Annotated in this window: 25 protein-coding genes; 6 read left to right on the forward strand and 19 right to left on the reverse strand. The window is 62.5% G+C overall.

Features of this window, described 5'->3' with window-relative positions:
• Window positions 1-355: 355 nt before the first annotated feature.
• A complete protein-coding gene (locus tag FHS82_RS14790) occupies window positions 356-1,651 on the reverse strand; it encodes a class I SAM-dependent methyltransferase (protein WP_166954493.1) in 1,296 nt (431 codons plus the stop codon).
• Window positions 1,648-3,003 (reverse strand): NAD(P)/FAD-dependent oxidoreductase, encoded by a 1,356-nt coding sequence (locus tag FHS82_RS14795; protein ID WP_166954204.1) that lies wholly within the window; start codon window positions 3,001-3,003, stop codon window positions 1,648-1,650. The genes FHS82_RS14790 and FHS82_RS14795 overlap by 4 nt, the downstream gene beginning before the upstream one ends.
• 178 nt (window positions 3,004-3,181) lie before the next feature.
• Here FHS82_RS14795 and FHS82_RS14800 point away from each other — a divergent pair, with 178 nt between their 5' ends.
• The 3 genes from FHS82_RS14800 to FHS82_RS14810 are packed head-to-tail and all read left to right on the forward strand — an operon-like array spanning window position 3,182 to window position 5,296.
• On the forward strand, window positions 3,182-3,820 hold the full coding sequence (locus FHS82_RS14800; protein ID WP_166954207.1) for a sigma-70 family RNA polymerase sigma factor: 639 nt from the start codon (window positions 3,182-3,184) through the stop codon (window positions 3,818-3,820).
• On the forward strand, window positions 3,817-4,488 hold the full coding sequence (locus tag FHS82_RS14805) for a ChrR family anti-sigma-E factor (protein ID WP_166954210.1): 672 nt from the start codon (window positions 3,817-3,819) through the stop codon (window positions 4,486-4,488). Before FHS82_RS14800 ends, FHS82_RS14805 begins: the two co-directional genes overlap by 4 nt.
• A gap of 1 nt (window position 4,489) precedes the next feature.
• A complete protein-coding gene (locus FHS82_RS14810; RefSeq protein WP_166954213.1) occupies window positions 4,490-5,296 on the forward strand; it encodes a DUF1295 domain-containing protein in 807 nt (268 codons plus the stop codon).
• A gap of 22 nt (window positions 5,297-5,318) precedes the next feature.
• On the opposite strand, the gene FHS82_RS14815 is transcribed toward FHS82_RS14810, so the two are convergent.
• Complete coding sequence (locus FHS82_RS14815; RefSeq protein WP_166954216.1) at window positions 5,319-6,161, reverse strand: DUF1365 domain-containing protein; 843 nt, start codon at window positions 6,159-6,161, stop codon at window positions 5,319-5,321.
• Window positions 6,158-7,666 carry a cryptochrome/photolyase family protein gene (locus FHS82_RS14820; RefSeq protein ID WP_166954218.1) on the reverse strand — a complete coding sequence of 503 codons (1,509 nt, stop codon included), beginning with the start codon at window positions 7,664-7,666 and terminating at the stop codon, window positions 6,158-6,160. Before FHS82_RS14820 ends, FHS82_RS14815 begins: the two co-directional genes overlap by 4 nt.
• 164 nt (window positions 7,667-7,830) lie before the next feature.
• On the opposite strand from FHS82_RS14820, the gene FHS82_RS14825 reads away from it, so the two are divergent.
• Window positions 7,831-8,250 (forward strand): DUF2177 family protein, encoded by a 420-nt coding sequence (locus FHS82_RS14825; protein ID WP_166954221.1) that lies wholly within the window; start codon window positions 7,831-7,833, stop codon window positions 8,248-8,250.
• Window positions 8,251-8,617: 367 nt separating this feature from the next.
• Here FHS82_RS14825 and FHS82_RS14830 read toward each other — a convergent pair whose 3' ends face one another.
• The 13 genes from FHS82_RS14830 to FHS82_RS14890 all read right to left on the reverse strand — a co-directional run bounded on the left by FHS82_RS14830 (window position 8,618) and on the right by FHS82_RS14890 (window position 20,058).
• On the reverse strand, window positions 8,618-8,806 hold the full coding sequence (locus FHS82_RS14830; protein ID WP_166954223.1) for a hypothetical protein: 189 nt from the start codon (window positions 8,804-8,806) through the stop codon (window positions 8,618-8,620).
• Between the two features lie 243 nt (window positions 8,807-9,049).
• The gene (map, locus tag FHS82_RS14835; protein WP_166954225.1) at window positions 9,050-9,838 is read right to left on the reverse strand and encodes a type I methionyl aminopeptidase; all 789 of its coding nucleotides are present in this window, start codon (window positions 9,836-9,838) and stop codon (window positions 9,050-9,052) included.
• Window position 9,839: 1 nt separating this feature from the next.
• Window positions 9,840-10,046 carry a ParD-like family protein gene (locus FHS82_RS14840; protein WP_166954227.1) on the reverse strand — a complete coding sequence of 69 codons (207 nt, stop codon included), beginning with the start codon at window positions 10,044-10,046 and terminating at the stop codon, window positions 9,840-9,842.
• 228 nt (window positions 10,047-10,274) lie between these two features.
• Entirely contained in the window at window positions 10,275-11,540 is a 1,266-nt protein-coding gene (locus FHS82_RS14845; RefSeq protein WP_166954229.1) for a TRAP transporter large permease, read from the reverse strand.
• On the reverse strand, window positions 11,537-12,088 hold the full coding sequence (locus FHS82_RS14850; protein ID WP_166954231.1) for a TRAP transporter small permease: 552 nt from the start codon (window positions 12,086-12,088) through the stop codon (window positions 11,537-11,539). Before FHS82_RS14850 ends, FHS82_RS14845 begins: the two co-directional genes overlap by 4 nt.
• Window positions 12,075-13,055: a TRAP transporter substrate-binding protein DctP gene (gene dctP, locus FHS82_RS14855; RefSeq protein WP_166954233.1), complete on the reverse strand. Its 981-nt coding sequence runs from the start codon at window positions 13,053-13,055 to the stop codon at window positions 12,075-12,077. The genes FHS82_RS14850 and dctP overlap by 14 nt, the downstream gene beginning before the upstream one ends.
• Window positions 13,056-13,088: 33 nt before the next feature.
• Window positions 13,089-13,952, reverse strand: a complete 864-nt coding sequence (locus FHS82_RS14860; RefSeq protein ID WP_166954235.1) for an HpcH/HpaI aldolase/citrate lyase family protein — start codon at window positions 13,950-13,952, stop codon at window positions 13,089-13,091.
• Window positions 13,949-15,322: an MmgE/PrpD family protein gene (locus FHS82_RS14865; protein WP_166954237.1), complete on the reverse strand. Its 1,374-nt coding sequence runs from the start codon at window positions 15,320-15,322 to the stop codon at window positions 13,949-13,951. Before FHS82_RS14865 ends, FHS82_RS14860 begins: the two co-directional genes overlap by 4 nt.
• Window positions 15,315-16,541 (reverse strand): CaiB/BaiF CoA transferase family protein, encoded by a 1,227-nt coding sequence (locus FHS82_RS14870; protein WP_166954239.1) that lies wholly within the window; start codon window positions 16,539-16,541, stop codon window positions 15,315-15,317. Before FHS82_RS14870 ends, FHS82_RS14865 begins: the two co-directional genes overlap by 8 nt.
• A complete protein-coding gene (locus FHS82_RS14875) occupies window positions 16,538-17,044 on the reverse strand; it encodes a MaoC family dehydratase (protein WP_166954241.1) in 507 nt (168 codons plus the stop codon). Before FHS82_RS14875 ends, FHS82_RS14870 begins: the two co-directional genes overlap by 4 nt.
• On the reverse strand, window positions 17,044-18,204 hold the full coding sequence (locus tag FHS82_RS14880) for an acyl-CoA dehydrogenase family protein (protein WP_166954243.1): 1,161 nt from the start codon (window positions 18,202-18,204) through the stop codon (window positions 17,044-17,046). The genes FHS82_RS14875 and FHS82_RS14880 overlap by 1 nt, the downstream gene beginning before the upstream one ends.
• Window positions 18,205-18,214: 10 nt before the next feature.
• Window positions 18,215-18,676 carry a MaoC family dehydratase gene (locus FHS82_RS14885; protein WP_166954245.1) on the reverse strand — a complete coding sequence of 154 codons (462 nt, stop codon included), beginning with the start codon at window positions 18,674-18,676 and terminating at the stop codon, window positions 18,215-18,217.
• Window positions 18,673-20,058 carry an MmgE/PrpD family protein gene (locus FHS82_RS14890; RefSeq protein WP_166954247.1) on the reverse strand — a complete coding sequence of 462 codons (1,386 nt, stop codon included), beginning with the start codon at window positions 20,056-20,058 and terminating at the stop codon, window positions 18,673-18,675. Before FHS82_RS14890 ends, FHS82_RS14885 begins: the two co-directional genes overlap by 4 nt.
• Before the next feature lie 172 nt (window positions 20,059-20,230).
• Here FHS82_RS14890 and FHS82_RS14895 point away from each other — a divergent pair, with 172 nt between their 5' ends.
• Both FHS82_RS14895 and FHS82_RS14900 read left to right on the forward strand, forming a co-directional pair.
• Complete coding sequence (locus tag FHS82_RS14895) at window positions 20,231-21,139, forward strand: LysR family transcriptional regulator (RefSeq protein WP_166954249.1); 909 nt, start codon at window positions 20,231-20,233, stop codon at window positions 21,137-21,139.
• Window positions 21,140-21,390: 251 nt separating this feature from the next.
• Window positions 21,391-21,615, forward strand: a complete 225-nt coding sequence (locus FHS82_RS14900; protein WP_166954251.1) for a hypothetical protein — start codon at window positions 21,391-21,393, stop codon at window positions 21,613-21,615.
• Window positions 21,616-21,625: 10 nt separating this feature from the next.
• Here the strand turns inward: FHS82_RS14900 and FHS82_RS14905 are convergent, their stop codons facing one another.
• Entirely contained in the window at window positions 21,626-22,528 is a 903-nt protein-coding gene (locus FHS82_RS14905) for an EamA family transporter (RefSeq protein ID WP_166954253.1), read from the reverse strand.
• A 53-nt stretch (window positions 22,529-22,581) separates the two neighbouring features.
• Entirely contained in the window at window positions 22,582-23,748 is a 1,167-nt protein-coding gene (locus FHS82_RS14910; protein ID WP_343042589.1) for a winged helix-turn-helix domain-containing protein, read from the reverse strand.
• Between the last annotated feature and the right edge of the window lie 122 nt (window positions 23,749-23,870).

The raw sequence follows: 23,870 nt of genomic DNA on the forward strand, positions 1-23,870 counted from the left end.
GACGTAGCCCAGTTTTGCAAGCCGCGAGGACGGGTCGTCTGGAGAGGGGATTATCGCTGACGATGCAACGGTTTGCCAGCGTCATGCAACGGCGCCGGCGGGTCCATTCGTCGTAGGCTCCGGACATTGGAGTTTTTCTCATTTTGATTGAATCAAAAAGCTGAAAAACTCTTGAGCCCGTGCGGCGTTTGAGCATTGGAAAAGTGAAGCTTTTTCCGCCACAGGCAAATGCTGGAGTGCTTCTGTCTTTGACAGAAACACTCCAGAACTCCTCACAAAACCTCGCGAGGTCGGCTGAGCGGCGATTTCGCCCCCGCCTCCCGGGCGAAGATCGCCCCCCGCGCGCAACCATCCTTCAGCCCCGCAGCGTCAAGTGGCGCACGTCGATATAGTTGGCGCGAAAACCGGCCTCACAATAGTGCAGGTAAAACGACCACAGCTTGCGGAAACGCTCGTCGAAACCGAGCGGCGCTATCGTTTCCCAGCTATCGTGGAAACGGCTGCGCCATGCGGCCAGCGTGCGGGCGTAATCGTGCCCGAAGATGCGTTCGCCCGCCACGCTCAGGCCGTGCTCCGCCGAGAGTTTCCGCATGATCGACGGCGTCGGCAGCATGCCCCCGGGGAAGATGTACCGCTGGATGAAATCGGGCTGCGCGCGGTAACGCGCGTAGGCGCTGTCCCGGATGGTGATGACCTGCATGCCAGCGAGCCCTCCCGGCTTCAGCCATGCACGCAGCTTGCCGAAAAAGAGGGGCCAGTAACGCTCTCCTACCGCCTCGAACATCTCGATGGACACGACGCGGTCGTAGATGCCTTGCTCATCGCGGTAATCCTGTAGCCGGATGTCCACCTTATCCGTCAACCCGGCGCGGGCGATGCGCTCACGGGCGAAAGCGTGCTGTTCGCTGCTGATCGTCAGCGCGGTGACGCGGCAACCGATCTCACGCGCGGCGAACTCTGCAAATCCGCCCCAGCCACAGCCGATTTCGAGCACGTGGTCAGACGGACCGAGACCTGCGTCGCGCGCCAACGCCCGATATTTCGCCGCCTGCGCGCTTTCCAGATCGTTCGCCCCATTGGTGTAAAGAGCGGATGAATAGGTCATCGACGGGCCGAGCCACTGGCGGTAGAACGCATTGCCGAGGTCGTAGTGGACCGAGATATTGCGCCGCGCGCCGGCGCGGGTGTTCCGGTTGAGCCGGTGACGCAGGCGCTGCAAGACGTTGAACAACGGAGCGGCGCCCCGCGCCACTTGCTGGCCGGCGGCTTCGTTGACGGCGAAAAGCTGCAGCAGCGCGGTGATGTCGGGACTGTTCCAGTCACCGTCGATGTAGGATTCGGCCACGCCGACGGTTGCGTTCGCGAAGGCGCGGCCGGCCAGATTCCAGTTCCTCAGAACGATCTCACCATGCGGCCCCTCGGCCCTGCCGCCGATGAACAGCGCAAGCCCTTCCGGCGTATGCACAGTCAGCGAACCGCAGGGAAGATCGACAACCGCGCGCAGCATCATGCGCGCCCGCCAGGACAACGAGGCCGTCATGGAGGAGAAATTGCCGCGATCGAGGCGAACGGTTGGCAACGTGCGGCAATGGCCCCCTGTCCGCTGCGTCGTCGGCTCAAGCTTGATCCCGTTTTCCGTCGGAGCGATCATGACAGACAAAGGCGGCCTCCTGCATTGCGGTTTTCAGTGATGACGATGCGGCCGGATTCGTCCGCGACGTCCCACGGCCGCCTGAGGCCGCCGAGCTGCTCCGCGACCGCAAGACCGGCCTGAAGGGCGTCCTCGTGAAAGCCCGCGCCGAAATACGCGCCGCAGAACCAGGTATTCCGCACCCCCTGGCACGACCAGAGGCGCGATTGCGCGTCGCCCGTGGCGGCGTTGAAGCGCGGATGCTCATAGATGCCGCTCCACAGCACGGTGCGGGCGTCCGGTTCCAGCGGTGGGCACAGGGTGACGAAACGCGGTGTGGCGAGGTCGATGTCCTGCAGCTTGTTCATCCAGTAGGTCACACCGGGAGGCGCGGGCGCATCGCCTGATCGCGCCGACGTGGCGAGATAGTTCCACGCCGCCCAGGCACGTCGGCGGCGCGGCATGAGGGCGGCGTCCCCATGCAGCACCGTCCGGTTGCGGCCGTAGGCAAACGCGCCCAGAAGACTCCGTTCCTCGGCGGAGGGATCCGCGAGCATGCGCATGGCCTGATCCGCATGCGCGCCGATCACGACGTGATCGAACTGCTCGGAAGGTCCGCCGGCGACACTCACATCAACCCCCTCCTCCGTTCGGCGAATGGAGACGACCGGCGACGAGGTACGGATATGCCCCCTGAAAGACGCCGTCAGCCGATCGACATAGGTGCGGCTTCCGCCCCTGACCGTGCGCCATACGGGCCGCCCGATGAATTTCAGCAGGCCATGATTCTCGCAGAAACGGATGAAGGCCGCCGCCGGATAGTCACCGATCTCGATGGAGGGCGTCGACCAGATCGCCGCCGCCATGGGATAGAGATGGTCTTCGCGGAAAGCCGCGCCGAAGCCTGCGGTATCGAGATATTGCGCGAGGCCCACCTCCGGCCCGAGAGTACGCACGGCGCGTGGCGCTTCCCGATAGAAACGGACGAGATCGCCCAGCATGGACCAGAACCGGGGGCTCACCGCATTGGCCGGCTGCGCGAACAAGCCCGCGAGGTTCGAGCCGGCATACTCGATCCGCCCCCCGTCGATGGACACCGCGAAAGACATGTCCGTCGCCACGCTCGGCACGTCGAGATGGCGGAACAGCGCCGTGAGATTGGGATAAGTCACTTCGTTGTAGACGATGAAACCCGTATCCACCGGCACCCCGCCGCGATCGACGGTATGGCTGTGGCCGCCGACGCGGTCGTCCGCCTCGAACACCGTGACCTGATGGCGTTGCGACAGCAGCCATGCCGCAGAAAGCCCGGCGATGCCACCGCCCACGACGGCAACCTTCAACCGGTGGGGAGGATTAGCAAGATGTTTCATGGCAATCCGTTGGCGCTGAAAGCAGGCGGTGTGGATTCGGCGACGTGGTTCAGCTAGGTTCTACGGGCGGCGGCGGCGCGCGGATCACCGGCAGTCATCGTCCGGAGGGGAAAACCGCCTTCCGCAAGAAGTCATCCCGCGTGTGATCCGGTGCGTACGCCGGGGCGTAGAAAGGCGCATGAATGACACTCTGGAACAGTTCGCATCCGCGCCCGCTCCAGCGCCATCGGCCGGGCGGGTCCGTCTGGTGAGCGCGGCGGGAGACGGCTTGGCGGCGCTGGCGCCGGACGAGCTGACGCGGCTGGTGCGGCTCGTTGCCGAGGATCGGGATCGTCAGGCTTTTGCCGGGCTGTTCGGCCATTTCGGCCCCCGCCTCAAGACGTTCTTCATGCGCGCCGGTGTTTCGGCGCCGGTGGCGGAAGATCTGGTGCAGGAAACGATGCTGTCGCTGTGGCGGAAGGCGTCCTACTTCGACAGCGCGCGGGCGGGCGTATCGACATGGGTGTTCACCATCGCGCGCAACCTGCGCATCGATCACCTGCGCCGTGAGCGCGACCCGTCCGCCCTGCCGCAAGAACCTGTCGAGGAGCCGCCGACGCTGGAGGAAACCGTGCTGACCGCCGAGCGCGAGCTGCGCGTGCGCGGTGCGCTGGCCGGGCTCTCCGCCGAGCAGTCGACCGTCATCCGTCTGACGTTCTACGGCGAGAAATCGCAATCAGAGATCGCCGAAGAACTCGGCATTCCGCTCGGCACCGTCAAGTCCCGCATCCGGCTGGCCATGAAACGCCTGCGCAGCCTCCTGGAAAACGAACCATGACAATCGCCCATCATCCAACCGACGAAACGCTGCTGCGCTACGCCGCCGGCACGCTCGCGGCGGGACCGGCGATCGTGATCGCCGCGCATCTGGCCGTCTGCCCGCTCTGCCGAAACCGCCTGAGAACCTTCGAGGCGCTGGGCGGCGCCGTGCTGGATGAGACGCCCGCGACCGCCCTCGCGCCCACCGCGCTGGCCGCCGCATTGACGCGCATCGACGCCGAGGCGGCGCCCGCGCCAAGCGGGCGTCATGCCGGCCCGTCGGCCGCGCGGCCATCTCCCGTCACGCGCGATGGTCTCAGATTGCCGGACGCTCTTGCCGGCTGCGATATCGGCGCCTGGCGCTGGCTGGGCCCGGGCGTGCGCATGAGCCGGATTAGCACGCCGCGCGAACCCGACGCCAGCATCATGCTGCTGAAAGTCGCGCCCGGCAGGAAGCTGCCTGAACACGGTCATTCCGGCACCGAGTTCACCCATGTCCTGTCAGGTTCGTTCTCCGATGTACTGGGCCGCTTCGGCCCTGGCGACCTCGCCGAGGTGGACGACGAGGTGGAACACCAGCCGATCGTGGATCGCGACGGCGAATGCATCTGCCTTGTGGCGCTGGACGGGCGCATGCGCCTGAGCGGCCTCTTCGGGCGCATCGTCCAGCCGCTTTTCGGCTTCTGACATGCCCGCAGCCGTCGCCTTCGCCGCCACGGCCATTATCCTTTCGCTGGCCATGACCACGGCATGGGCGGCGGTGACGCGCGGCGCGAAATCGGGATGGGTCGACACGACATGGTCCTTTCTCGTCGGCGCGGCGGGCGTGGCGCTGGCGCTCGCGCCCATTCGGGATTGGCCTGCCGACCCGGCGCGGCAACGGCTCGTGGCGGCATTGGCGGCGGCGTGGTCGCTCCGGCTCGGACTGCACATCGCCCTGCGCACAGCGCGCGGTGCGGACGACCCGCGCTATGCGACGCTGCGGCGTGAGTGGGGGGCCGGATGGCGCGGCGAGCTGTTCCGGTTCCTGCAAATACAGGCTGCGGCAGCCCTGCTGCTGGCGGGGGCGATTTTTCTCGCCGCCCGCAACCCGACGCCGGGACTTGCGTGGACTGATGCAGCGGGCATCGTCATCGTGCTCGCGGCCATCGCCGGCGAAGGCATCGCCGATGCGCAGCTCGCACGTTTCCGCAAGGAGCCATCCAACAGGGGGCGCATCTGCGATGCCGGCCTGTGGGGACTGTCACGCCATCCCAACTACTTCTTTCAATGGCTGGGGTGGACGGGATACGCCGCGATCGCCATCGGCACGGGTGGCGATTATCCGTGGGGTTGGGCAGCTCTGGCGGGACCGGTGTTCATGTACTGGATTCTTGTTCATGCGTCGGGCATTCCGCCGCTGGAAGCCCATATGCTGCGGGAGCGCGGCGAGGCCTATCGCGCCTATCAGCGGCGCGTCAACGCCTTCTGGCCCGGGCGGCCGCGTAGTGACTAACAATCAAAGCACCTGAACCGCTTCATTCGCGCGCAACGATCTCGCCCTCATCGCGAAAACTCGCCGGCGGCGGCAACGGCGGGCTTTTGTGGAAACGCGCGCCCTTGAGCCAGAGTTTCAGCGCCTCCCAGTGGATTGCGGCGATCACCTTGAATGTCATCAAGGGAAAGCGCCCCAGCAACACGGCGAGGTTAAGGCTCGTGAGCGGTTTCGCCGTGCCGTCGAAAGTCGCTGTCAGCAGCCCTTCTCCCGCATCCGTCTCATGGATATGGACCCGCACGCGCCGCCCCGGCGGCAGAATGCGGAAGTCATAGCGCGCCCCCATCGGGATGAAGGGTGACACGTGGAAGATCTTTGTCCGCGTCTGCCTGATGCCGGCCGGCCCTGCCTCTCCCTCGCGCACGGGCGCGACATAGGTATGGCGTTCGCCGAACGTGTTGCGCACCGCGTAGATGAGCGCCACAAGCTCGTCGCCCTCCCCGTAGGCGAAGTAGACGGACAGCGGGTTGAAGACGTAGCCGAGAATGCGCGGATAGGCCAGCAGCAACACCCGCCGGGCTGGTAGCGCGAGCCCCGCTTCACGCAGCAGCCCGTCGACATGCGCACGCAGCGTTTCGCCACGATGCGGCACGTGATCGCTCTGGCGGAATGAAACGACACCCGGTGCGTCGACGGCCAGCAGCCGGGTGGCGCGGCCGAGTTCGGGCAATCGGTCGATATCGACCAGCAGCGAGAACACGTTGTAGGTGAACCGATGGCCGAACGGCCTCAGCCGCTGATGCATGACCTCGCCCGGATAGAGCACGCCAGCTTCCGCGGGCGGCGGCCCGTTGGCTTCCACAGGGGCGATGCGCTGCACGTTCATGGCGCACTCCGGGCGGTTTCATAAGCTCCCAGCGCCCGCTCACGCGCAAGGCGGTGGTCCACAATGGGCCGGGGATAGGTTTCGCCAAGCCTCACGCCGCTTTCCGCGAGGACGGCGGGTGGAGCCGCCCACGGCTTGTGGATATAACGCGCGGGCAAGCGCGCCAGTTCGGGCAGCCATCGGCGGACATAGCGGCCTTCGGGATCGAATTTTTCCCCCTGCAGAACCGGGTTGAAGATGCGAAAATAAGGTGCGGCATCCGCTCCGCATCCCGCCACCCATTGCCAGTTGCCGGGGTTGCTGGCAGCGTCCGCGTCCACCAGTGTATCCCAGAACCAGCGTTCCCCCGCACGCCAGTCGACAAGCAGATGCTTGGTCAGGAACGAAGCCGCAATCATGCGTGTGCGGTTGTGCATGTAGCCCGTCTCCCACAGCTCGCGCATACCGGCGTCGACAATCGGGAATCCGGTCAAGCCACGCTGCCACGCCCGCAACGCTTCTTCATCCTCGCGCCACGGAAATGCGTTGAACGACGGCTGAAAGTTCCGCGTACCCAGATGCGGGTTATGGAAGAGAAGATGGTAGCAGAACTCGCGCCAGCCCACCTCCTTGCGAAACTTTGCAGCGCCCGCGCCGGACACGTCACTGCCCGCGCCCTGCAGGGCAGCGAAAATCTGAAACGGCGTGATCTCGCCATGCGCAAGATGCGGCGACAGGCGGGACGTGGCTTGATAGGCGGGGTAATCCCTGCCCTCCGCATAATCCTGCAGCGCCCCGGCTACGAAATCGTCCAGCCGCACCCGCGCCCCGGCCTCGCCCGGCGTCCAGCTCTGCCGCAAGCCGCCCGCCCAATCGGGTTTCGTTGGCAGCAGCCCGAAGGCATCGGGAGCGTCTGAGGCGAGATTGCCGGCAAAGGGCTCCAATCCGTCCGGCACGTCGAGCGGGTCTCGCGGTTCGGGACCGGCCGCCACCGCTTTCCAGAAAGGCGAATAGACCTTGTAATATCCCCCCGTCGAGGTAACGAGGCGCGATGGCTCGTGCAACAGATGGCCGGCAAAACTCTCCGCCGCAACCCCGCGATTGCGCAGACCCGCCTTCATCGTCGTATCGGCTGCGATGGCTCCGGGATCGTAGCGCCGATTCCAGAAAACGGTATCCGTGCCGCTTTCCGTGACAAGGCTATCAACCACCTCGCCCATCGCTCCGCGCCGGAGCACAAGTCGCACCCCGATTGTCGCCAATGTACCGTTGAGCGCCGCCAGCGAGTGATGCAGCCACCAGCGCCTGGCGCCACCGAGAGGGCGCGCGCCGGAAGACGCCCCTTCCAGCACAAAAGCGGCGATAACCGGCTTGCCACTGCGAGAGGCGGCGGCGAGCGCAGCGTTGTCCGCGACACGCAGGTCATCCCGAAACAGCACCAGCACGGGGCGTTCAGCATCGGATGCCGGTGATTTCAATTCATCTCCCCCTTGTCGGGCCTCCGCACGGCAGGCGTCAAAAGCCATATCGTTGCCTTTTACGCTGGAAACGCACGAACGGTTTACGCAATTCACCGCAGGCCCCCAAATTTCCCGGGGCTCCAAATGGCCTGCAAGTGATCCGCCCTGCAAGTGATCCGCGTTGTCGATAAGCACGTAAAAGTAACGACGCTCACAGGAGAGTGCCGAGCATGAAAACCGCGTTCATCGCCTATATCGCCGCCGGGGTCGTCTTCCTGGCTATCGATTCTGTATGGTTGAGCATCATGGCCGACAGGTTCTATCGCCCTTTACTCGGCGACAGGCTAATGGAAGGCTTCAGTCTGGCTCCGGCTGCCATTTTCTACCTTATATATATTGGCGGCATCGTCTTTTTCGCGATCCTGCCGGCGCTTGCATCCGGCGGACTCGCGAAAGCGGCCATCAACGGCCTCGCCCTCGGCCTCGTTGCATATGCAACCTACGATCTGACCAATCACGCCACGCTGCGCGACTGGCCGGTAGCCATCTCGGTCGTGGATATTGCCTGGGGAACGATCCTCACCGGCCTGTCGGCATCGGCGGGCTATCTGGCGGCGCTGTGTTTGCGGGAGGCTCTCACCTCCAAGTAGGATGCTTGAATATGGTAGACTGCCGGATGTTCCGGCCGACCGTCGCGGGCACTCTTTCCGGGTCAATTCGAAATATAGCTGCTCACCATGCGTCGACCTGCGCGAGATTTGGCGGAAATACCCGACGGGCTAAGACCAAATGAATGGCCCCTACCCGACAACTCTCCATATAGGACAATCGCACGACGGACGACGACATTGGGCGGCCTTGGACAGCTATTCCGCAGCCCGGCGCCTCGACGAATGCGCCTCGGCTCAGAACGCCCTCGGTCGCAGCTTAGCGCATGAGCCCATCTTTCGTCTATCGGACTTGTCGCATTGTGTGTTTGGTTGCGTGCTACCCGAGCCTCGATTTGAACATGACAAGCTAATATATTGATTTTACTATAATAAAATTTTCTACTGCAAAGAATGGCTTTCGCGGCAGTTCGTCGACGACCTGTTCGAGATCTTCTTCCGGGGTAACCTCACGCACATAAACGCCGGTCATGCCGCGCTCGGCAAAGGAAATTGCCCCCGACATGTCGCGCCCCACCTGCCCCAGCAGGACCAGCACATCTCTGCTCGGGACGTCGAGGATCCGCGCCATTATGGGGATAGCGCATTGTCCTCGGATAGCAGGTTGATCAGCCAAGGGGCGGCCACTGGCCAGCCCATGGCTCGGACCGAAGCGGCATCGTTGTCGGGAGCGGAAAGGCACCGTCCTGCACAAGCTGGCCTGCCTCCGATAGCGGAACAACTCGACAGAGGTGGAAAGAGGACTGGCAGTTTGCAGGGAATAGGCGCGGTAAAGCGGATATCAGAGATGCCACACTCTGCCTTTCACCAATGGCATTTCGTCACGGCGGAGCGTCAACACTTCAACGCCAGTGCTGTTCACGGCGACTGTATGCTCAAATTGCGCCGAGAGCTTCCCGTCTTTAGTCACGATGGTCCATCCGTCGTCAGAAGCGGAAACCCTGCGTGTGCCCTGGTTCACCATTGGCTCGACAGTGAAGACCATACCCTCGCGCAGCTTCATGCCCGTGCCTGGCCGCCCGTAGTTGAGAATCTGCGGCTCCTCATGCATCTCGCGGCCAATACCATGGCCGCAATATTCCCGTACCACCGAATAGCCGTTCTTCTTGGCGTGCCGTTCGATTGCGAAACCGATATCGCCGACATAGGCACCGGGACGCACCTGCCTGATGCCCTGCCACATCGCCTCCTGTGCAACCCGGACCAGCCGGCGCGCAGCAGGCGAGGCACTGCCGACGAGGTAGGTCTTGCTGGAATCGGCGATGAACCCGTTCTTTTCGAGCGTGATGTCCAGATTGATAATATCCCCGTCACGGATGATCTCCTCACGATCCGGCACGCCGTGGCACACGACATGATTGATCGAGCAGTTCAGGACATACTCAAATCCATACTGCCCCTTGCTCGCCGGACGGGCGGCGAGATCATCGGTAATGAACCTTTCGACCAGATCATTGACCTGCAGGGTCGACAGGCCGACAAGGTCCTTGCCGTCGAGCATCTCGAAAACCGAGGCGAGCAATCTGCCTGACGCTCTCATGAGCGCCAGTTCGTCAGGCGTTTTCACCATGTTAGGCGACTACCAACCCCCTTGGCCTCACCTCTGCTTCCTCCAACGTCATCTTGACGATGTCATTGAAGGAAAGCGTCGGGTTGGCTTCAGCCAACATGCCTATTTTCATCCAGAACTCTGCCTGCGCATTGATGGAGCGGCACATCACCGTGCTAGCGCGGCGAACTTCATCATGCAGGCCGTCGGCGATTTTTACGATGCCCATGGATAACCTCTAAAGCCGGTTAATATGTGAATCGTATATGCTTCGTATATCTTGTAGTCAAGACGGCTCTCCGTATCTGACGGGCGACCGGTTTTGGCTAGTGTCAGGACCCGGGACGGGTGGCCGAATGGTGAAAGCGCGCCCGTGAGGGCGCGCTTTTTTATCATTTGGCCGGAGAAGGAACTCGATGCCCAAACCTCCTGGTTGCGTCGGGAAACCTGGGAACGCTTACCTTAGAAGCGCCAGGCTGAACCAAGGAACGAAGGTTAGAAGCAAAAGCGCAACCAACCGGATTCCATAGAACGGCATGACGCCCCGTGCGACCTGTTCCACCGGTATGCGCGCGATACCGCTCATGACAAAGAGATTGAGACCGATCGGCGGAGTAAGCGTCGCAATCTCAACGTTTGCCGTCAGGATCACGGCCATATGGATCGGATCTACGCCAAACTGCGGCGCCATCTGGAACAACGTCGGCGCGGTCAAAACAATGAGGGAAATCCCGTCAACGAACATGCCCAACAAAAGCAGAAACAGGTTAACTGCAATCAGGAACATCCACGGCTGCATGTTGACTGCCTTGGCCGCGGTGATCAACTGATCCGCAAAGCCAATTCGTGTCAGAACATAGGCGAGAAGCGCACCGCCAACGACGACCAAATAAATCATGGCCGACGAGCGCGCCGCAGATTTACACGACTGCCAGACTCCGGCCAGTGTCGTCGTCCGGTATACGACAAGGCAGAGTAGCGCTGCATAAAGCGCTGCAACCGCGGCGACCTCTGTAGGCGTAAAGATACCGGCGTAGATTGTGCCAACGATCAAGATCGGGAAAAGAACTGCCGGCAACGCCGGGCCGATAGACCGGCGGAATGCCAGCCAGTCCGGCCGCTCCAACTGCGTGCCATAACCGCGGCGCCGCGCGATCGCGGTTGATGTTATCGCAAGCAGGATAGCCTCGAGCACGCCGGGTAGAATGCCGGCGACGAAAAGCCGGTCTATTGGCAACCCCACCATCGAACCGATCAGGATGAATGACAGTGACGGCGGGATCATCAGGCCCAATGTACCGCCCACCGCCACCAACGCCGCCGAAAAATGCTTGGGATAGCCGTCGCTGGCCAGAATCGAAACGGAAGACCGCCCGATTGCCGCAGCCGACGCAACCGAGCTGCCAGAAACCGCCGCAAAAAAGATGCAGCCCAGCATCACCGTCAGCGCCAGCCCCCCGCGGATAACCCGCACCACCGCGCCAATCAGATCGACGAGCACCTCGGCGATACGCCCGCGCATCATCAGCTCACCCGCCAGAATGAAAAACGGCACTGCGACGAGCGCGTAGCTGTTAACCGACCTGAACGCATTCTGTGCCACCGCCTGTAACGGCAACCCTTCGAGCCAAAGGATCACGATGGCGCTCAACCCCATGGCAACACCGACATGCATCCCGACAGCAAGCAGCGCGAGAAGCAGAACGACAACAATAGCGATCATTCCTCGCGCTCCTCACCATGTTCCTCGGCCAGGGGATCAATCTCTCCGCGCGCCAGGCAATAGAGAGAGTACAGATAGAAGATCAGAAACAGCGCCGCCCCGACCGGGATGACGGCCGCGATGATCCACATCGGCAGTTCGAGCGAGCTTTCGCTGCGCATCCGGCTGAAGATAAACTGTCTGGTCTGCAGCCAGCCCGTCCACATCAGCACACAGCAATAGACTGCACTCAATCCGATGACCGCTGCCGACAGGAGGCGCCGAGGCAGCTCCGGCAGCCGGCTGACCATGAAATCGGTGCGGATATGCCGGCGGCTGATGCCAGCCGATGCGAGGCCCAGAAAGGCCATTGCGATAATCGCGAAGCGCACCAGTTCATCGGCCCAGAAGGCGCTCTTGCTGAAAAGAAGGCGCGAGAATGCTTCAAAGGCCATGGTTCCCAGGGCCACCAGCAGCAGGCTCGCAATAACAAAGGCTAAAAGCTGCTCGAAGATACGCACGCCTCGGTCGAGCAGACCCGCGCGGGCGACCGGATCACTGTGCGGCATATTTTTCCACCAATGCAGTATAGGCTTGCCAAGTCTCGGAATTCGCGGCGCCGAAGGCATCTTTGACCGGTTGCAGTTTGCCACGGAAGGCGTCATAGGCAGCGCCCTCCACCACGACATAGCTCGCACCCGAACTGACCATCGCATTGGTGTCGTCGCCGTCCAGACGGATCGCATCCGCCCACTGGCTTGCAGCAATTTCCTCAATCGACGAGATGACCGCTGTGCGGCTTGTTTCGTCCAGGGCGTCAAGCCAGGCGCGATCGACGACCACGGCATAGGTGGTCAATAGCAGCCCCGGCACAAGCGTGCCATTGCGCGCCGAGTCAGCGAGGATTGTCCGCCAACCTGCGGGCGAGGTCATCACACCGTCGATCACGCCCTGCGACAGCGAGGTCACCATCTCCGAGGCCGGCAGGTTGATAGGATTTGCGCTCAGAGCCCGCATCATGTCGCGGAACTGGGTGCCGGCCGGGCCACGGATGCGCTTGCCGTTCAGATCGGCGACCACTGATACGGGCGTGCTCTTCATGACCAGAACAGCGTCAGTCGCGCGCATCAATGCAAGGACAGCCAGGTTGCGGTCCCGCACCTTCTCGGACAGATAGGCCGCGAGATCGCGGGCGAAGCCCGGCTTGGCCATCAACTCGTCCGACAATGTGAAAGGCAGGCCGAGAAGCCCCATGCCCGGGTCCAGCGACTCCAGATGAGTGCTGATGGGCCATACCATATGCACCGTGTCGGATCCGAGTGCCGCCAGCCCATCGCGATCGCTGTAAAGCTGGCCGGCGGGATAGAATTTGACCTTGATTTCGCCGCCGCTACGTTCCGACACCAGTTGGGCGAACCGTTGAACATAACCTGTTTTCCAATGGGTATCCGGCACCTCGGTAGTGATTACCATCTCCTTCGCCGCGCCAACTGTTGCAAAACATGCCAACGCGAACGCCAAAATTAGACGCTTCATGTTTTCCTCCCTTTTGTATTTTCAAGTTTCTGGTCAAGTATTGGTTTCTTGCGTAGCCAGGCGCCTCCTCATGATCTTGACTACCGCCTCATCGACCAGTTGCCCTTCGAAAAGCACCGCGCCGGAGCCCACTGCAATCGCTGCGTCATATGCCGCAACCACCCGGTGCGCCTCCGCCAGCTCCTCGGCGCCAGCCGAGAAGGCGCTGTGAATGGCTTCGATCTGCATCGGGTGCAGCGCCCACTTGCCGGCATAACCCAAGGCCTTGCCTCGCTGCGCATCCCGCGCCAACCCCTCCAGATCCTTGATCCAGGGCCAGACCTGATCCACGGCTTCAAGCCCTGCCCCAAGCGCCGCCAGAGCGACCTGCCCACGGGCAAGCTCAATTCCCTCAGCCCCGAAGGCGATACCGGTCTCTGCCATGTAGTCGCCCACCCCGAACACGAGTGCCGCGTTGCGCTCGCTGCTGCGCGCAATCTCGGGAGCCCGCAGCACCGCACCGGGGGTCTCGATCATCGGCAGCAGGGCCAAGAGCACCCCCCGCTGCATGGTCAGCTGACGACAGACACGGTCGACGCAGACGACATCCTCGGGACGGCGCACCTTGGGAATCACGATTGCGCCAACCGGCAGCTCCCGCAGTGCGATCAGATCGTCGAGCCACCACGGGGTATCGATGCCATTGATCCGCACCGCTACTTCACCGACCGAAATCTCGGCCGTCGCGAGGGCCTCGACAAGCGCTGCCCGGGCGGCGGCCTTCTCCCCCGCGGGCACCGCGTCCTCAAGGTCCAGGATCACGCTGTCGGCAGCCGAAACCAGCGCCTTCGCAACCGCCGAAGGGCGGTTGGCCGGTGTCACAAGCTGGGATCGGCGCAGCACCGTATCGCGCGTCATGCGGGCGCTCCGGCCAACGCGATCAACGGCGCGGTATCGGTCAGCGCATCAACCGTGGCAACGCCGGCAGCCAGCTGCGCAGCCCGGCCCGCACCGAGAGGACCGGCAGCGAGACTGGTGAATTTGGCGCAAACGCTATCCCAGCTCAGCGGGCGGGTCGGCTCGCCCAGCGGCTCCCGGATATGCACCGCGAGTTCCGGCGCGGACTTCGGCGTGAGCACCGCCTCACCCAGGGCCAGGCCCACGTCTTCAGTAACCTCGATCCGGGCGGCGATCCGGTTGACCTCGGCGTCGCCAAGCAGCCGATAGCTGTTCCAGTCGTTGCGGCCGTCGATCAGCGAAGCGGCAATCTGGAAGTAGACACTGAACTGACCGTCGACGATATTCTGCGCTGCACGCTTCAGCGGCAGCGGTTCGCCAACCATGCGATAGGCGGTCGCACCGAGGCGTAGCGCATAGGATTCTTCCTGCGGCGCGGCCAGGGTCTCGCGGAGCAATAGCGCAGCCTCGATAGCCGAATGGTTCAGCCGGCAGTTGGGATAAGGTTTGATCGCCGTTTCCGCGGCCGCCCAAAAGGTGCCGAGCCCGTCGGTCAGCAGGTCGGGCCGCGGCGCGGGCGAGTAGCTGGTCAGAACCCCTGCCCGGCCCTCCAGCGCTGCGGCTGCGCCACTCACCCCGGCCTCCGCCAATGCCACGCAAAGTGCGGCATCATGGGCAGCGAAGCCCGTATGCAGTCGCTTGTTCCAGGCGCCGTTCTCCAGATATTGCATCGAACCCGCCGCCCGGCTGCCGGCCAGTCCGAAAGCGGCTTGCATCTGCGCTGCATCAAAGCCACGCAACCGGCCCATCGCCGCTACAGCGCCAAAAATGCCGCCAAGCGGCGTGGGGTGGAAGCCGCGCGTGTAGGTGGCCTCCCCAAGCGCGGCCCCGACTCTGCAAGCCACTTCGTAACCTAGCGCGATGGCGGCCAGCAGATCGCCGCCGTTAGTATGGGTGCGCTCCGCCTCGGCCAGGGCGGCCGGGATGACGGTCACGCCCGGATGAATCTTGCCGAAAAGATTGGTATCGTCAAAATCCAAAGAGTGGCCGAAGGTACCGTTCAGCAGCAGCGCTGCCGAAAGGCTACGGCGTCCGGGTTCTCCGGCAACAGTGTGAGCACCCGGCTCGGTGCCCGCGAAGGCGGCTATGCCTTGGCGCACCGACGGTGCGCTATCGGCGTGTTGGGCCGCGAATACAGTATTGCCGAACCAGTCGAGCAGGCATACGCGCATCGTCGCCAGAACGGTGGCGGGAATCTCATCCCCCGCCGTAGACACCGCAAAGGCGGCAAGACGCGCTGTTGCGCCGGAACGTTCCAAGCCGTCAGCCATTTGCCACCTCCTCGATCAAACCAACGGTGCCGTGAGCAACCAGGGCTGCGACCGCATCGCTGTCCATTCCCATCTCGGCCAGAATTGCGGCGGTATGTTCGCCCACTAACGGGGGACCCAGTCGATTGACCGCGGCAACGTCAGACAATCGGGGCGGAAAGTCGAAGACCTTGACCGGCCCCACAGCGCTCTGTACTTCCTTGATCAGATCCCGGTCGCGGAAGCGCTGATGGTCCAATGCGTCCTCAAAACTGTTGAGCGCCCCGGCCGGAATGCCAAATTCATGGAAACGTGCCAGCCACCAGGCCCGGTTGCGCTTCGCAAAGGCCTCGGAAATGCGGACATCAAGTTCAGCCCGGTTGGCCAGACGGTCGTTGTTGTTGCTGAACCGCGGATCGTCGAACAGCGCCAGATCGTCAATCGCCTCGCAGAACTTGCGCCACATCACGACATGTCCGCCACCGCCGGCGACGATGACTTGTTTGCCATCTGCAGCCACATACGGCCCATAGGGCGCCATCGTGTGGTGATGCAGGCCGACCCGCACCGGGGCCTTGCCGCCATACCACATCATGTAGGGGAAATAGCCTGTCCACGTCATGATCGAGTCGAAAAGCGCGACCTGAATTTCTTGGCCTCTGCCCGTGCGTTCGCGGTGAAACAGAGCCTCAAGGATACCGACTGTCGCATACATCGCCCCCGAGATATCGCAGAGCGAGAGCGAGATCTTTGCCGGCTCCTCGGGCGTGCCATTGGTCGAGATCAATCCCGTTTCGCCCTGGACGATCAGATCCAGCGCCGAGCGAGTGGAATACTCGCCTTCCTGCCCAAAGCCAGAGATGCGGCAGAAGATGATCTTTTCGTTGCGGGCGCGGAAGGCGTCGTAGGTCAGTCCCCAGGCCTCCAGCGTTCCTGGCACGAAGTTCTCAATCACCACGTCGGCGGTGGCGACCAGCTCCATCAGGATGTCCCGAGCCTTTTCGTCTTTTAGGTTCAACGCGAGGCTTTCCTTGCCGGGATTGACCCAGGCGTGACCCGAGCACATGCCATGGACGATGTTGTCCCAAAAGCGGATGATGTCGCCGCCGCCCGGACGCTCGATCTTGATGATCCGCGCGCCCATCTGCGACATCAGCCGCGTGCAGAATGGCCCGGCGACACCCTGGGTCAAGTCGATGACGGTGATGCCGTGCAAGCCGGCTGGTGAAGCGCTGCTCATGCTGTGATCTTTCCGAAATTCATGTCCTTTTCGGCCCAGAAGGCCGCGCGTTTGATCATTACGGTGCGCTCGCCCGTGGCGACCTCGATCCCGTCCTGATTGCGTCCCGTGAAGCGATAGCGCATCAACCCGGCGTCGGGGCGCGAGGCATCGGAAAGTGCAAGCACCTCGGACCTTGCATAGAGCGTGTCGCCCTGAAATACCGGCCCCTTCAGCCGAATGCCGGTGACCGCGATGTCCATGAAGGCATTCTCGCTCATGTCCTCGGTGGTCAGGCCGATGACGATCGTCAGCGTGCAAGGGCCGAGGACTAGTCTTTCGCGGAACCGCCCGTCCATCGCAGTGGTGGAAGCAACCAGATCGAAATGCGCCGAAGCTGTATTCATCGACATGTGGCACATGGCGTAGTTGTCCCAGTTGGTGACCGTGCGTCCTCTCGCATGGTCATAGACCTGCCCAACCGAAAAGCTTTCGAAGTAGTTGTTGCGCCCTGTGACTGCCATCAGCCGCGCTCCTCGACGAGACGGCGGGCGATGACTTCCCGCTGGATTTCCGAAGTACCCTCGCCGATGGTCAGCAAGCCGCTGTCGCGCCAGTATCGATTGACGGCGGTTTCGACAGCAAAGCCCATACCGCCATGAATCTGCACCGCCTCCTGGCAAACCTTCTGCGCCATTTCGGCGGCAAACAGCTTCAGCTGCCCCGCTTCGAGATCGGCACGCTCGCCCCGGTCAAGCTTGCGCGCAACCATGTAGCCCAGCTGCCGCGCCGCCTCGATCCCGGTGGACATGTCAGCAAGCTTGAAGCGCACAGCCTGGAAGCTGTTGATCGTCTTGCCGAACTGCACGCGCGTGGCGGCATAGTCACGTGCCTTGTCAAAAGCCGCCTGCGCCAGGCCGATGCAGCGGAACGCAAACTGCATGCGAGCAAATTCGTAGGTCGCCATCAGTTGGCGGAAGGCAAGACCCTCGACACCGCCAACAAGATTTGCAACCGGCACCTTCAGGTTATCGAAGAACAGCTGGTAGGAATGCATCCCGTGATAGCCAACGGTATTCAGCTTCTGGGCGGTGAATTCAGGTCCTGGAAACTCGCCACGCGGCTTTTCGATCAGCAGAAGCGAAATACCGGCGTGTTTGTGATCTTTCGATGTCCGCACGAAGCAAGAGATGACTTCCGCCCGTCTTGCGTGGGTGCACCACAGCTTGGTGCCGTTCAAGATGTAATGGTCCGCGTCTTTAACTGCCGTGGTCTTGATATTCGCGGCATCCGATCCGGCTTCGGGTTCGGTGCCGGAATGCGCCGCCTGCTTGCGTCCCGAGATCAAATCGGGCAGGAATCGCTGCTTCTGCTCGGCAGTCCCGTTGCGCAGCAATATTTCGATCAGCGCCCAGTTGCGCGCAGGCAAGGCCCCAACCGAGAACCAGGCACGGGACAGCTCTTCCGTCACCACCGCGGCGGCCAGATTGCCCATATCAAGGCCGCCCACCTCTTCAGGCGCCGTCAAACCAAAAATGCCCAGATCACAGAGCTTTTGCAGCAGATCGTCTGGTATTTCGGCTTCAGCAAGGTGCAGGGCCTGGGCAACGGGCTCCACCTCCTTGTCGGCAAAAGTCCTTGCCGCCTCTTGCATCTGGCGGATTTCTTCGGAAAGTTCGCTCATTTGCAGTTCCTTACGTATTGCGGCAGCGCGACAGATTGCGGCGATGGAAGGTCACCACTTCCTCGCCATTCTGGTTGTGACCGCGTGTGTGCCATTCGGTGATGCCCCAGCCGGGACGACTCTCGGTCAGGCGCTGTGAGACCACGGTGGATCGCGCATAAACGGTGTCGCCGGCATGAACCGGCACCCCGAAGGAAAGATCATCGACGCCCAGGAACGGGCCACCTGCCTCGGAAAGATCCTCCACCGAAAGCCCGAGGATCGTGGCAAAGACGAACATGGGCGGGACAATGATGTCGTCGTAGCCCAGGGCCTGCGCATAGGGGGCATTAAAGAAAATCGGGTTCATCTGAAGAAACATATTGCTGAACAAACTGGCGTCCGACGCATTGAATGTCCGGCCCCAGTGGTGTTCGAATTGCTGGCCGATGCTGAAATCCTCATACAGCAGGCCGCGTTCTTGCCGGATCATGCCGCCACATCCTCCACGTTCGAGCGGGTGGCGGAAAGCAGCGGAGCGATCGATTCCAGATCGCAAAGACTCAGCGCGAGTGTTTGCAGGCGCTCCGTCGCATCGGGCGACAATTCCCGCAGCACATTGGCGCGGAACTTGGCGAGGATCTCGGCCCGCTCCAGCGGAAGCCCCGGCGTTCCGCGGCTTTGCGGCTTGCGCAGGACATGCCGGCTGCCATCGCGAAGAGTCAGCCGTAACTCACCGGGAAAACGGGCAGGAAAATCGCTGAGCTGATCAACCGTGCAAGTGACCTTGCGCGAGAGGCCGACCACTTCGGGATCAGCCAGATTTCCGTCGAAAAACCCAGACAGATCAACCCTGCCCCGCGCAAGTGCGAGAGCAATCACGTAGGGCGTGCTGAACAGGGCATCATACTCGCTTTGCGGTTCGATCTTGCTTGTCCGGGGTTCCCAGACCAAATGATGCAGCCGTTCGGACAGCGGAGCCTCGATTGCGATAATCTCGTCCGCAGTAAAAGGTGCCCCTCTTTCAGCGACCAGCTCCAACGCAGCGTCGGCGAAGGCATGGATGAAATGACAGCAGGGATATGGCTTGATCGCCAGTCCCGTCAGCACCCACTCTTCGTTCAGTCTGCGGATCAGGCGCTCAGTGTCGGGCAGATAGCCCAGATGAGCCATGAAGTAGCCGTGAGGCCCCTCGAACACCGTTTTCGGCCCTGTGAAACCGGCGCGGCCGAGCGCGACTGCCGTAATGCCCGAATGGGCGGCCCAGCCGGGATGCAGCCGCTTCAACCACGCGCCCTCGAACTGTAAGATGCCGCCGGCAAGGGATCCACAAAGCCCCAATGCATCGACAAGCTGTGTCTCGTTCAGCCCGTAGAGCCGCGCCGCCGCAGCAGCAGCGGCAAAAGGTCCGCATATTGCCGTTGGATGCAGGTGCTTGTCATGGAATTCGCCTTTGGCCGTCAGCGCCAACCGGCAACCGATTTCGAGCGCGACAATAAACGCTTCGAGTACCTCCCGGCCCGACGCGCCGGTCTCTTCACCGACAGCCAGGACTGTCGCCATAGCCGTCGCGCTGGCGTGGTAGATTCCCTCGATATGGGTATCATCAAAGTCTAGCCCATGTGCCAGTGTGCCATTGACCATGGCCGCAAGATTGGCCGGAAGTGTGCGGCCCGTGCCGATCACCGTTGCATCGCTGCCCTTGCCAAGACTCTCGGCTGCAACGTTAACCGAAGCCGCGAAGGGAAAGCCGGACGAGGCGACCGCAACTCCCAACGTATCCAGAAAATGATCTTGCGCCTTCGCATACACGTCAGATGGCAGATCGAGCCGCCCCAACGCAAACGCCGCAAGCGCTTGGGAAAGCGTGTTCATGGTGTTCCCTCCTCATTGAAGTGGGGAGGCGACCATGCGCCGGTTAAACTGGTGCATGGTCGCCTCCCAGTGGCACCGTCGCATGTATGGAATTTATCTTTCAAACGGATATTTTTTATATAATTATCTATCCAATTTATGAATTGGATTGTTAGCGATAGGAATGGGGGGCTTGAGCTTGGCACGACTTCCAATTGATCTTGGCGCGTTGGAGGCTGTGATCGCTGTGGCCGAAACTGGCAGCTTCAGCGCCGCAGCCGGGTTGCTCTCGATCTCGCAATCGGCAGTTTCATCACGGATCCGGGTGGCGGAAGAAGTTCTTGGGGTTGAGTTATTTCACAGAACAACCCGACGGGTAATCCTGTCCGAACACGGCGCCCGCCTGAAGGCGCGCGCCGGAATGGCACTTTCCGACCTGCAAGCCATCATCGACGAATTCCGCGACGAAGCCCGCTTGATTCGAGGCCGGGTAAATGTTGGAGCAACACCCACCGTTTCAGCCATCGTATTACCAGGTATCGTTCGCGCATTCCAGGACACTTACCCAGGAATTAGGGTGACGATTTATGATGATTTCTTCGGAATGGCATTGGAACGAGTCATGCGCGGCGAAGTGGATTTTGCAATCGCGCCTTATGACGAGCATATAGATAATGGATCTTTGCTATTGGAAAAATTTCTTTTTGAGGAAATGGTGGTAATTGTTCCCGAGGGCCATCCGCTTGCAGAAGGTGACTTCTCTCTTCAGCGAATGGCACAATACCCTATCGTCTCAATGCCACCCCATTCGGCGACCTACCATTACATCCACCGTCTGTTTGCCGAGCACGGCTTGAGTTTTGAGCCGACGATGCAGACGATGCACGCTCTGTCGTCTATCGCCATAACCCGTTCCGGTCTCGCGAGCGCTTTCATTCCGGTGGGCCTGCAGAAAATTTGCAGCATGCACGGACTCGTGACACTTCGGCTGCCTGACAAGGTGCTCGGGCGTTCGATCGCTATCGCAACCGCCCCCGACCGCAGCCTTACCCCGGCGGCACGCGCGCTGACAAACCTGATACGCATCAGCCACTATTGCTGACCGATCCGCATCGTATCTCCACGCTCCCACGCGAGGAACGACTTATCTCTTGGCCGGCAACGAGCCCAACCCGGTCTGACCGTTCGACCAATGTAAGGTTATCGCATTCTGAACGTAAGCGCGACGCTGATCCCCTCCTGCCGCTAGAACTCTGACCGGGCCATTCTCCGTGCGCATGAGCGATGGAGATGTTGGCTTGGAACGACGCTGGCGGGTCTACGACTGGTGCAAGCAGCTACGGATGGGGCAGCTTGCCGTGCACGAAAGTGGCGGCGTCGCCGACGATGGATGCCACCTTCGGGGTGGAGATCGTCGTCGGTGATGTCGTGATCCGCGCCGGGGTCGGCGCCCTGCCCGCGAACCTTACGGGCCTGCCCGACCCCGCGCTGATCGCCCGGCTGATCCGCGCCGGGGCGTGGCAGCGGCGCATCCGCCGCTGCCTGGACGACGGTGACGACCGGCCGGCGGAGAACTGACCGGGCCCCGCTACAACAGCACGAGGATCAGTATCCCCAGAACGATGAGAAGGCAGCCCGCCGCCTCGAACCGGTTGATCCGCTCGCGGAACACGAAGACGGTGAAGGCGAAGGCGAAGATCATCTCGACCTGCCCCAGCGCCTTGACGACGGCGGCCTGTTGCACGGTCATGGCCGTGAACCAGCACAGCGAGGCGGTAGCGCCGACGAAGCCGACGAACAGCGACGGTTTCCATGCCCGACGGATGCGAGCGAGTTCGTCCCGCTCCCGCCACAGCAGCCAGACCAGCATGGCGGCGGCCTGAAACAGGATGACGCAGGCCAGCGTGATGGTTGCCTGGACGATGAAGTTCGACCCGGCAAGCGACAGGGACGCGGCGCGGTAGGCCACTGCGCTGGCTGCGAAGGCGAGCCCGGACGTCAGGCCGATGGCGACGCTGCGCGTGCGGAGCGAGGTGAACAGCGACCGCAGGCTCACTTTCGTATGCGCGACCGAGATGAGCATGACGCCGAGCACGCTGATGGCGACGGCCGCCAGCGCGCCCACGGTCGGGACTTCCGCCAGCAGCACCCCGCCGAGGATCACCGCCTGCGCGGGTTCGGTGCGTGAATACGCGGTACCGATGGCGAAATTGCGGAACGAGAACAGGTGCACGAGCAGATAGGTCGCAGCGATCTGCGTGAATCCTCCCACCGCCACCCAGCCGACGAACGCCGGATTGAACGCCGGGACCGCAGCACCCGTCACGCGCAGGACCAAGAAAAGATACAGCACGGCAAACGGCGCGCCGAATCCGAAGCGGACGAAGGTCGCCCCGGATGTGCCCATGACGCCCTTGAGATGCTTCTGCCCGGCCGATCTCAAATTCTGAAGAAACGCCGCAATAACGGTTGCTGGTATCCAGATATCCATAGAACGAAAGTGCTTTCACGGCGGGAGAAGATGAACATCACAGGATTATATTATCAAACCGGCCCGGTCGAGACCTCCGACAACCCCAGCCAATGGGCGAGCGACGCGAGTTCAACGCGGAGCGCGTCCCTCGTCTCCGGCGGAGCCTTCGGTTCGAGATGCACGGCGTGCACGAGAAGACGCGAAGCCTTGCGGTCGGACTTCAGGTCTACGCGCGCCACGAGCCTGTCGCCGAACAGAAAGGGCAGCACGTAATAGCCGTGCTGACGCTTCGCAGCCGGCACATAGATTTCGATCCTGTAGCGGAAGCCGAACAGGCGCTCGGTGCGCGTACGCTCCCAGACGAGCGGGTCGAACGGAGCGAGCAGCGCCTGAGCGTCGACCCGGCGCGGGCGGCGGGCCTCGTGATGCAGGAAGGCCGGGGGCCAGCCGGGAACTGCGACCGGGATCAGCACTTCCTCCTCGACCAGCGCCGCAATGGCGGCCTTCGCATCCTCCGGTCCGATGCGGAAATAGTCGCGCAATTCGCCCACCGTCGCGATGCCGAGGGCGCGTGCCGATCGCTCGATCAGGGAGCGGTGGGCCTCGGCCTCCGGCAGCGTCGGCAATGCGAGAACGGCCGGCTGGATCACCCTTTCCATGAGATCGTAGACGCGCTCGAAACTGCGTTGCCGCGTGGCGGTGGTGATATGGCCGGCATAGAAGAGCCATTCGAGCATGCGCTTGGAATCGCTCCACTCCCACCAGCCGGCGCGGCTCGACTCGAAGTCGGAGGCGGCAAGCGGCCCTTCCTGCCGGATGCGCTCCAGCGCCTTCATCGCCTCCTCGCGGCGCTCGCCCGCGAAGACACGCATGCCTGCATAGCCGGCCTCACCCCGGTCCGCCCGCGCCATGCGCCAGCGCAGGAGAGGATGGGTATCCAAAGGCAGCAGCGAGGCCTCGTGCGCCCAGTATTCGAAAAGCCGCCGCTCTTTCCGCTGCCCCCACGCCGCGCGGTCGAGAAGCGTCCGGTCGTAGGCACCTAGCCGCGAGAATGCGGGCAGGTAATGCGCCCGCGCGAGGACGTTGACGCTGTCGATCTGATGCAGGCCCAGCCGCCCCACGACGCGGTGCAGATGGCCTTGATCGACGCGGACGGGACGCGCCGATCCGAACCCCTGGGCGGCAAGCGCGATGCGTCGTGCCTGTGCGACGCTGATCTCCCCGGTCTGTGGCGGCACGGCATCCCCGCGATCATTCGGCGCGGATCGCGCCCGGACAATCATTCGACAATAACCGATTCGTCCCGACCCGGGATCGCAGACTCCACCCGGATCCCGAGCCGTCCCGCATGAAACCGGTC

This window comes from Pseudochelatococcus lubricantis (genome assembly GCF_011762225.1).
Taxonomy (GTDB): domain Bacteria; phylum Pseudomonadota; class Alphaproteobacteria; order Rhizobiales; family Beijerinckiaceae; genus Pseudochelatococcus; species Pseudochelatococcus lubricantis.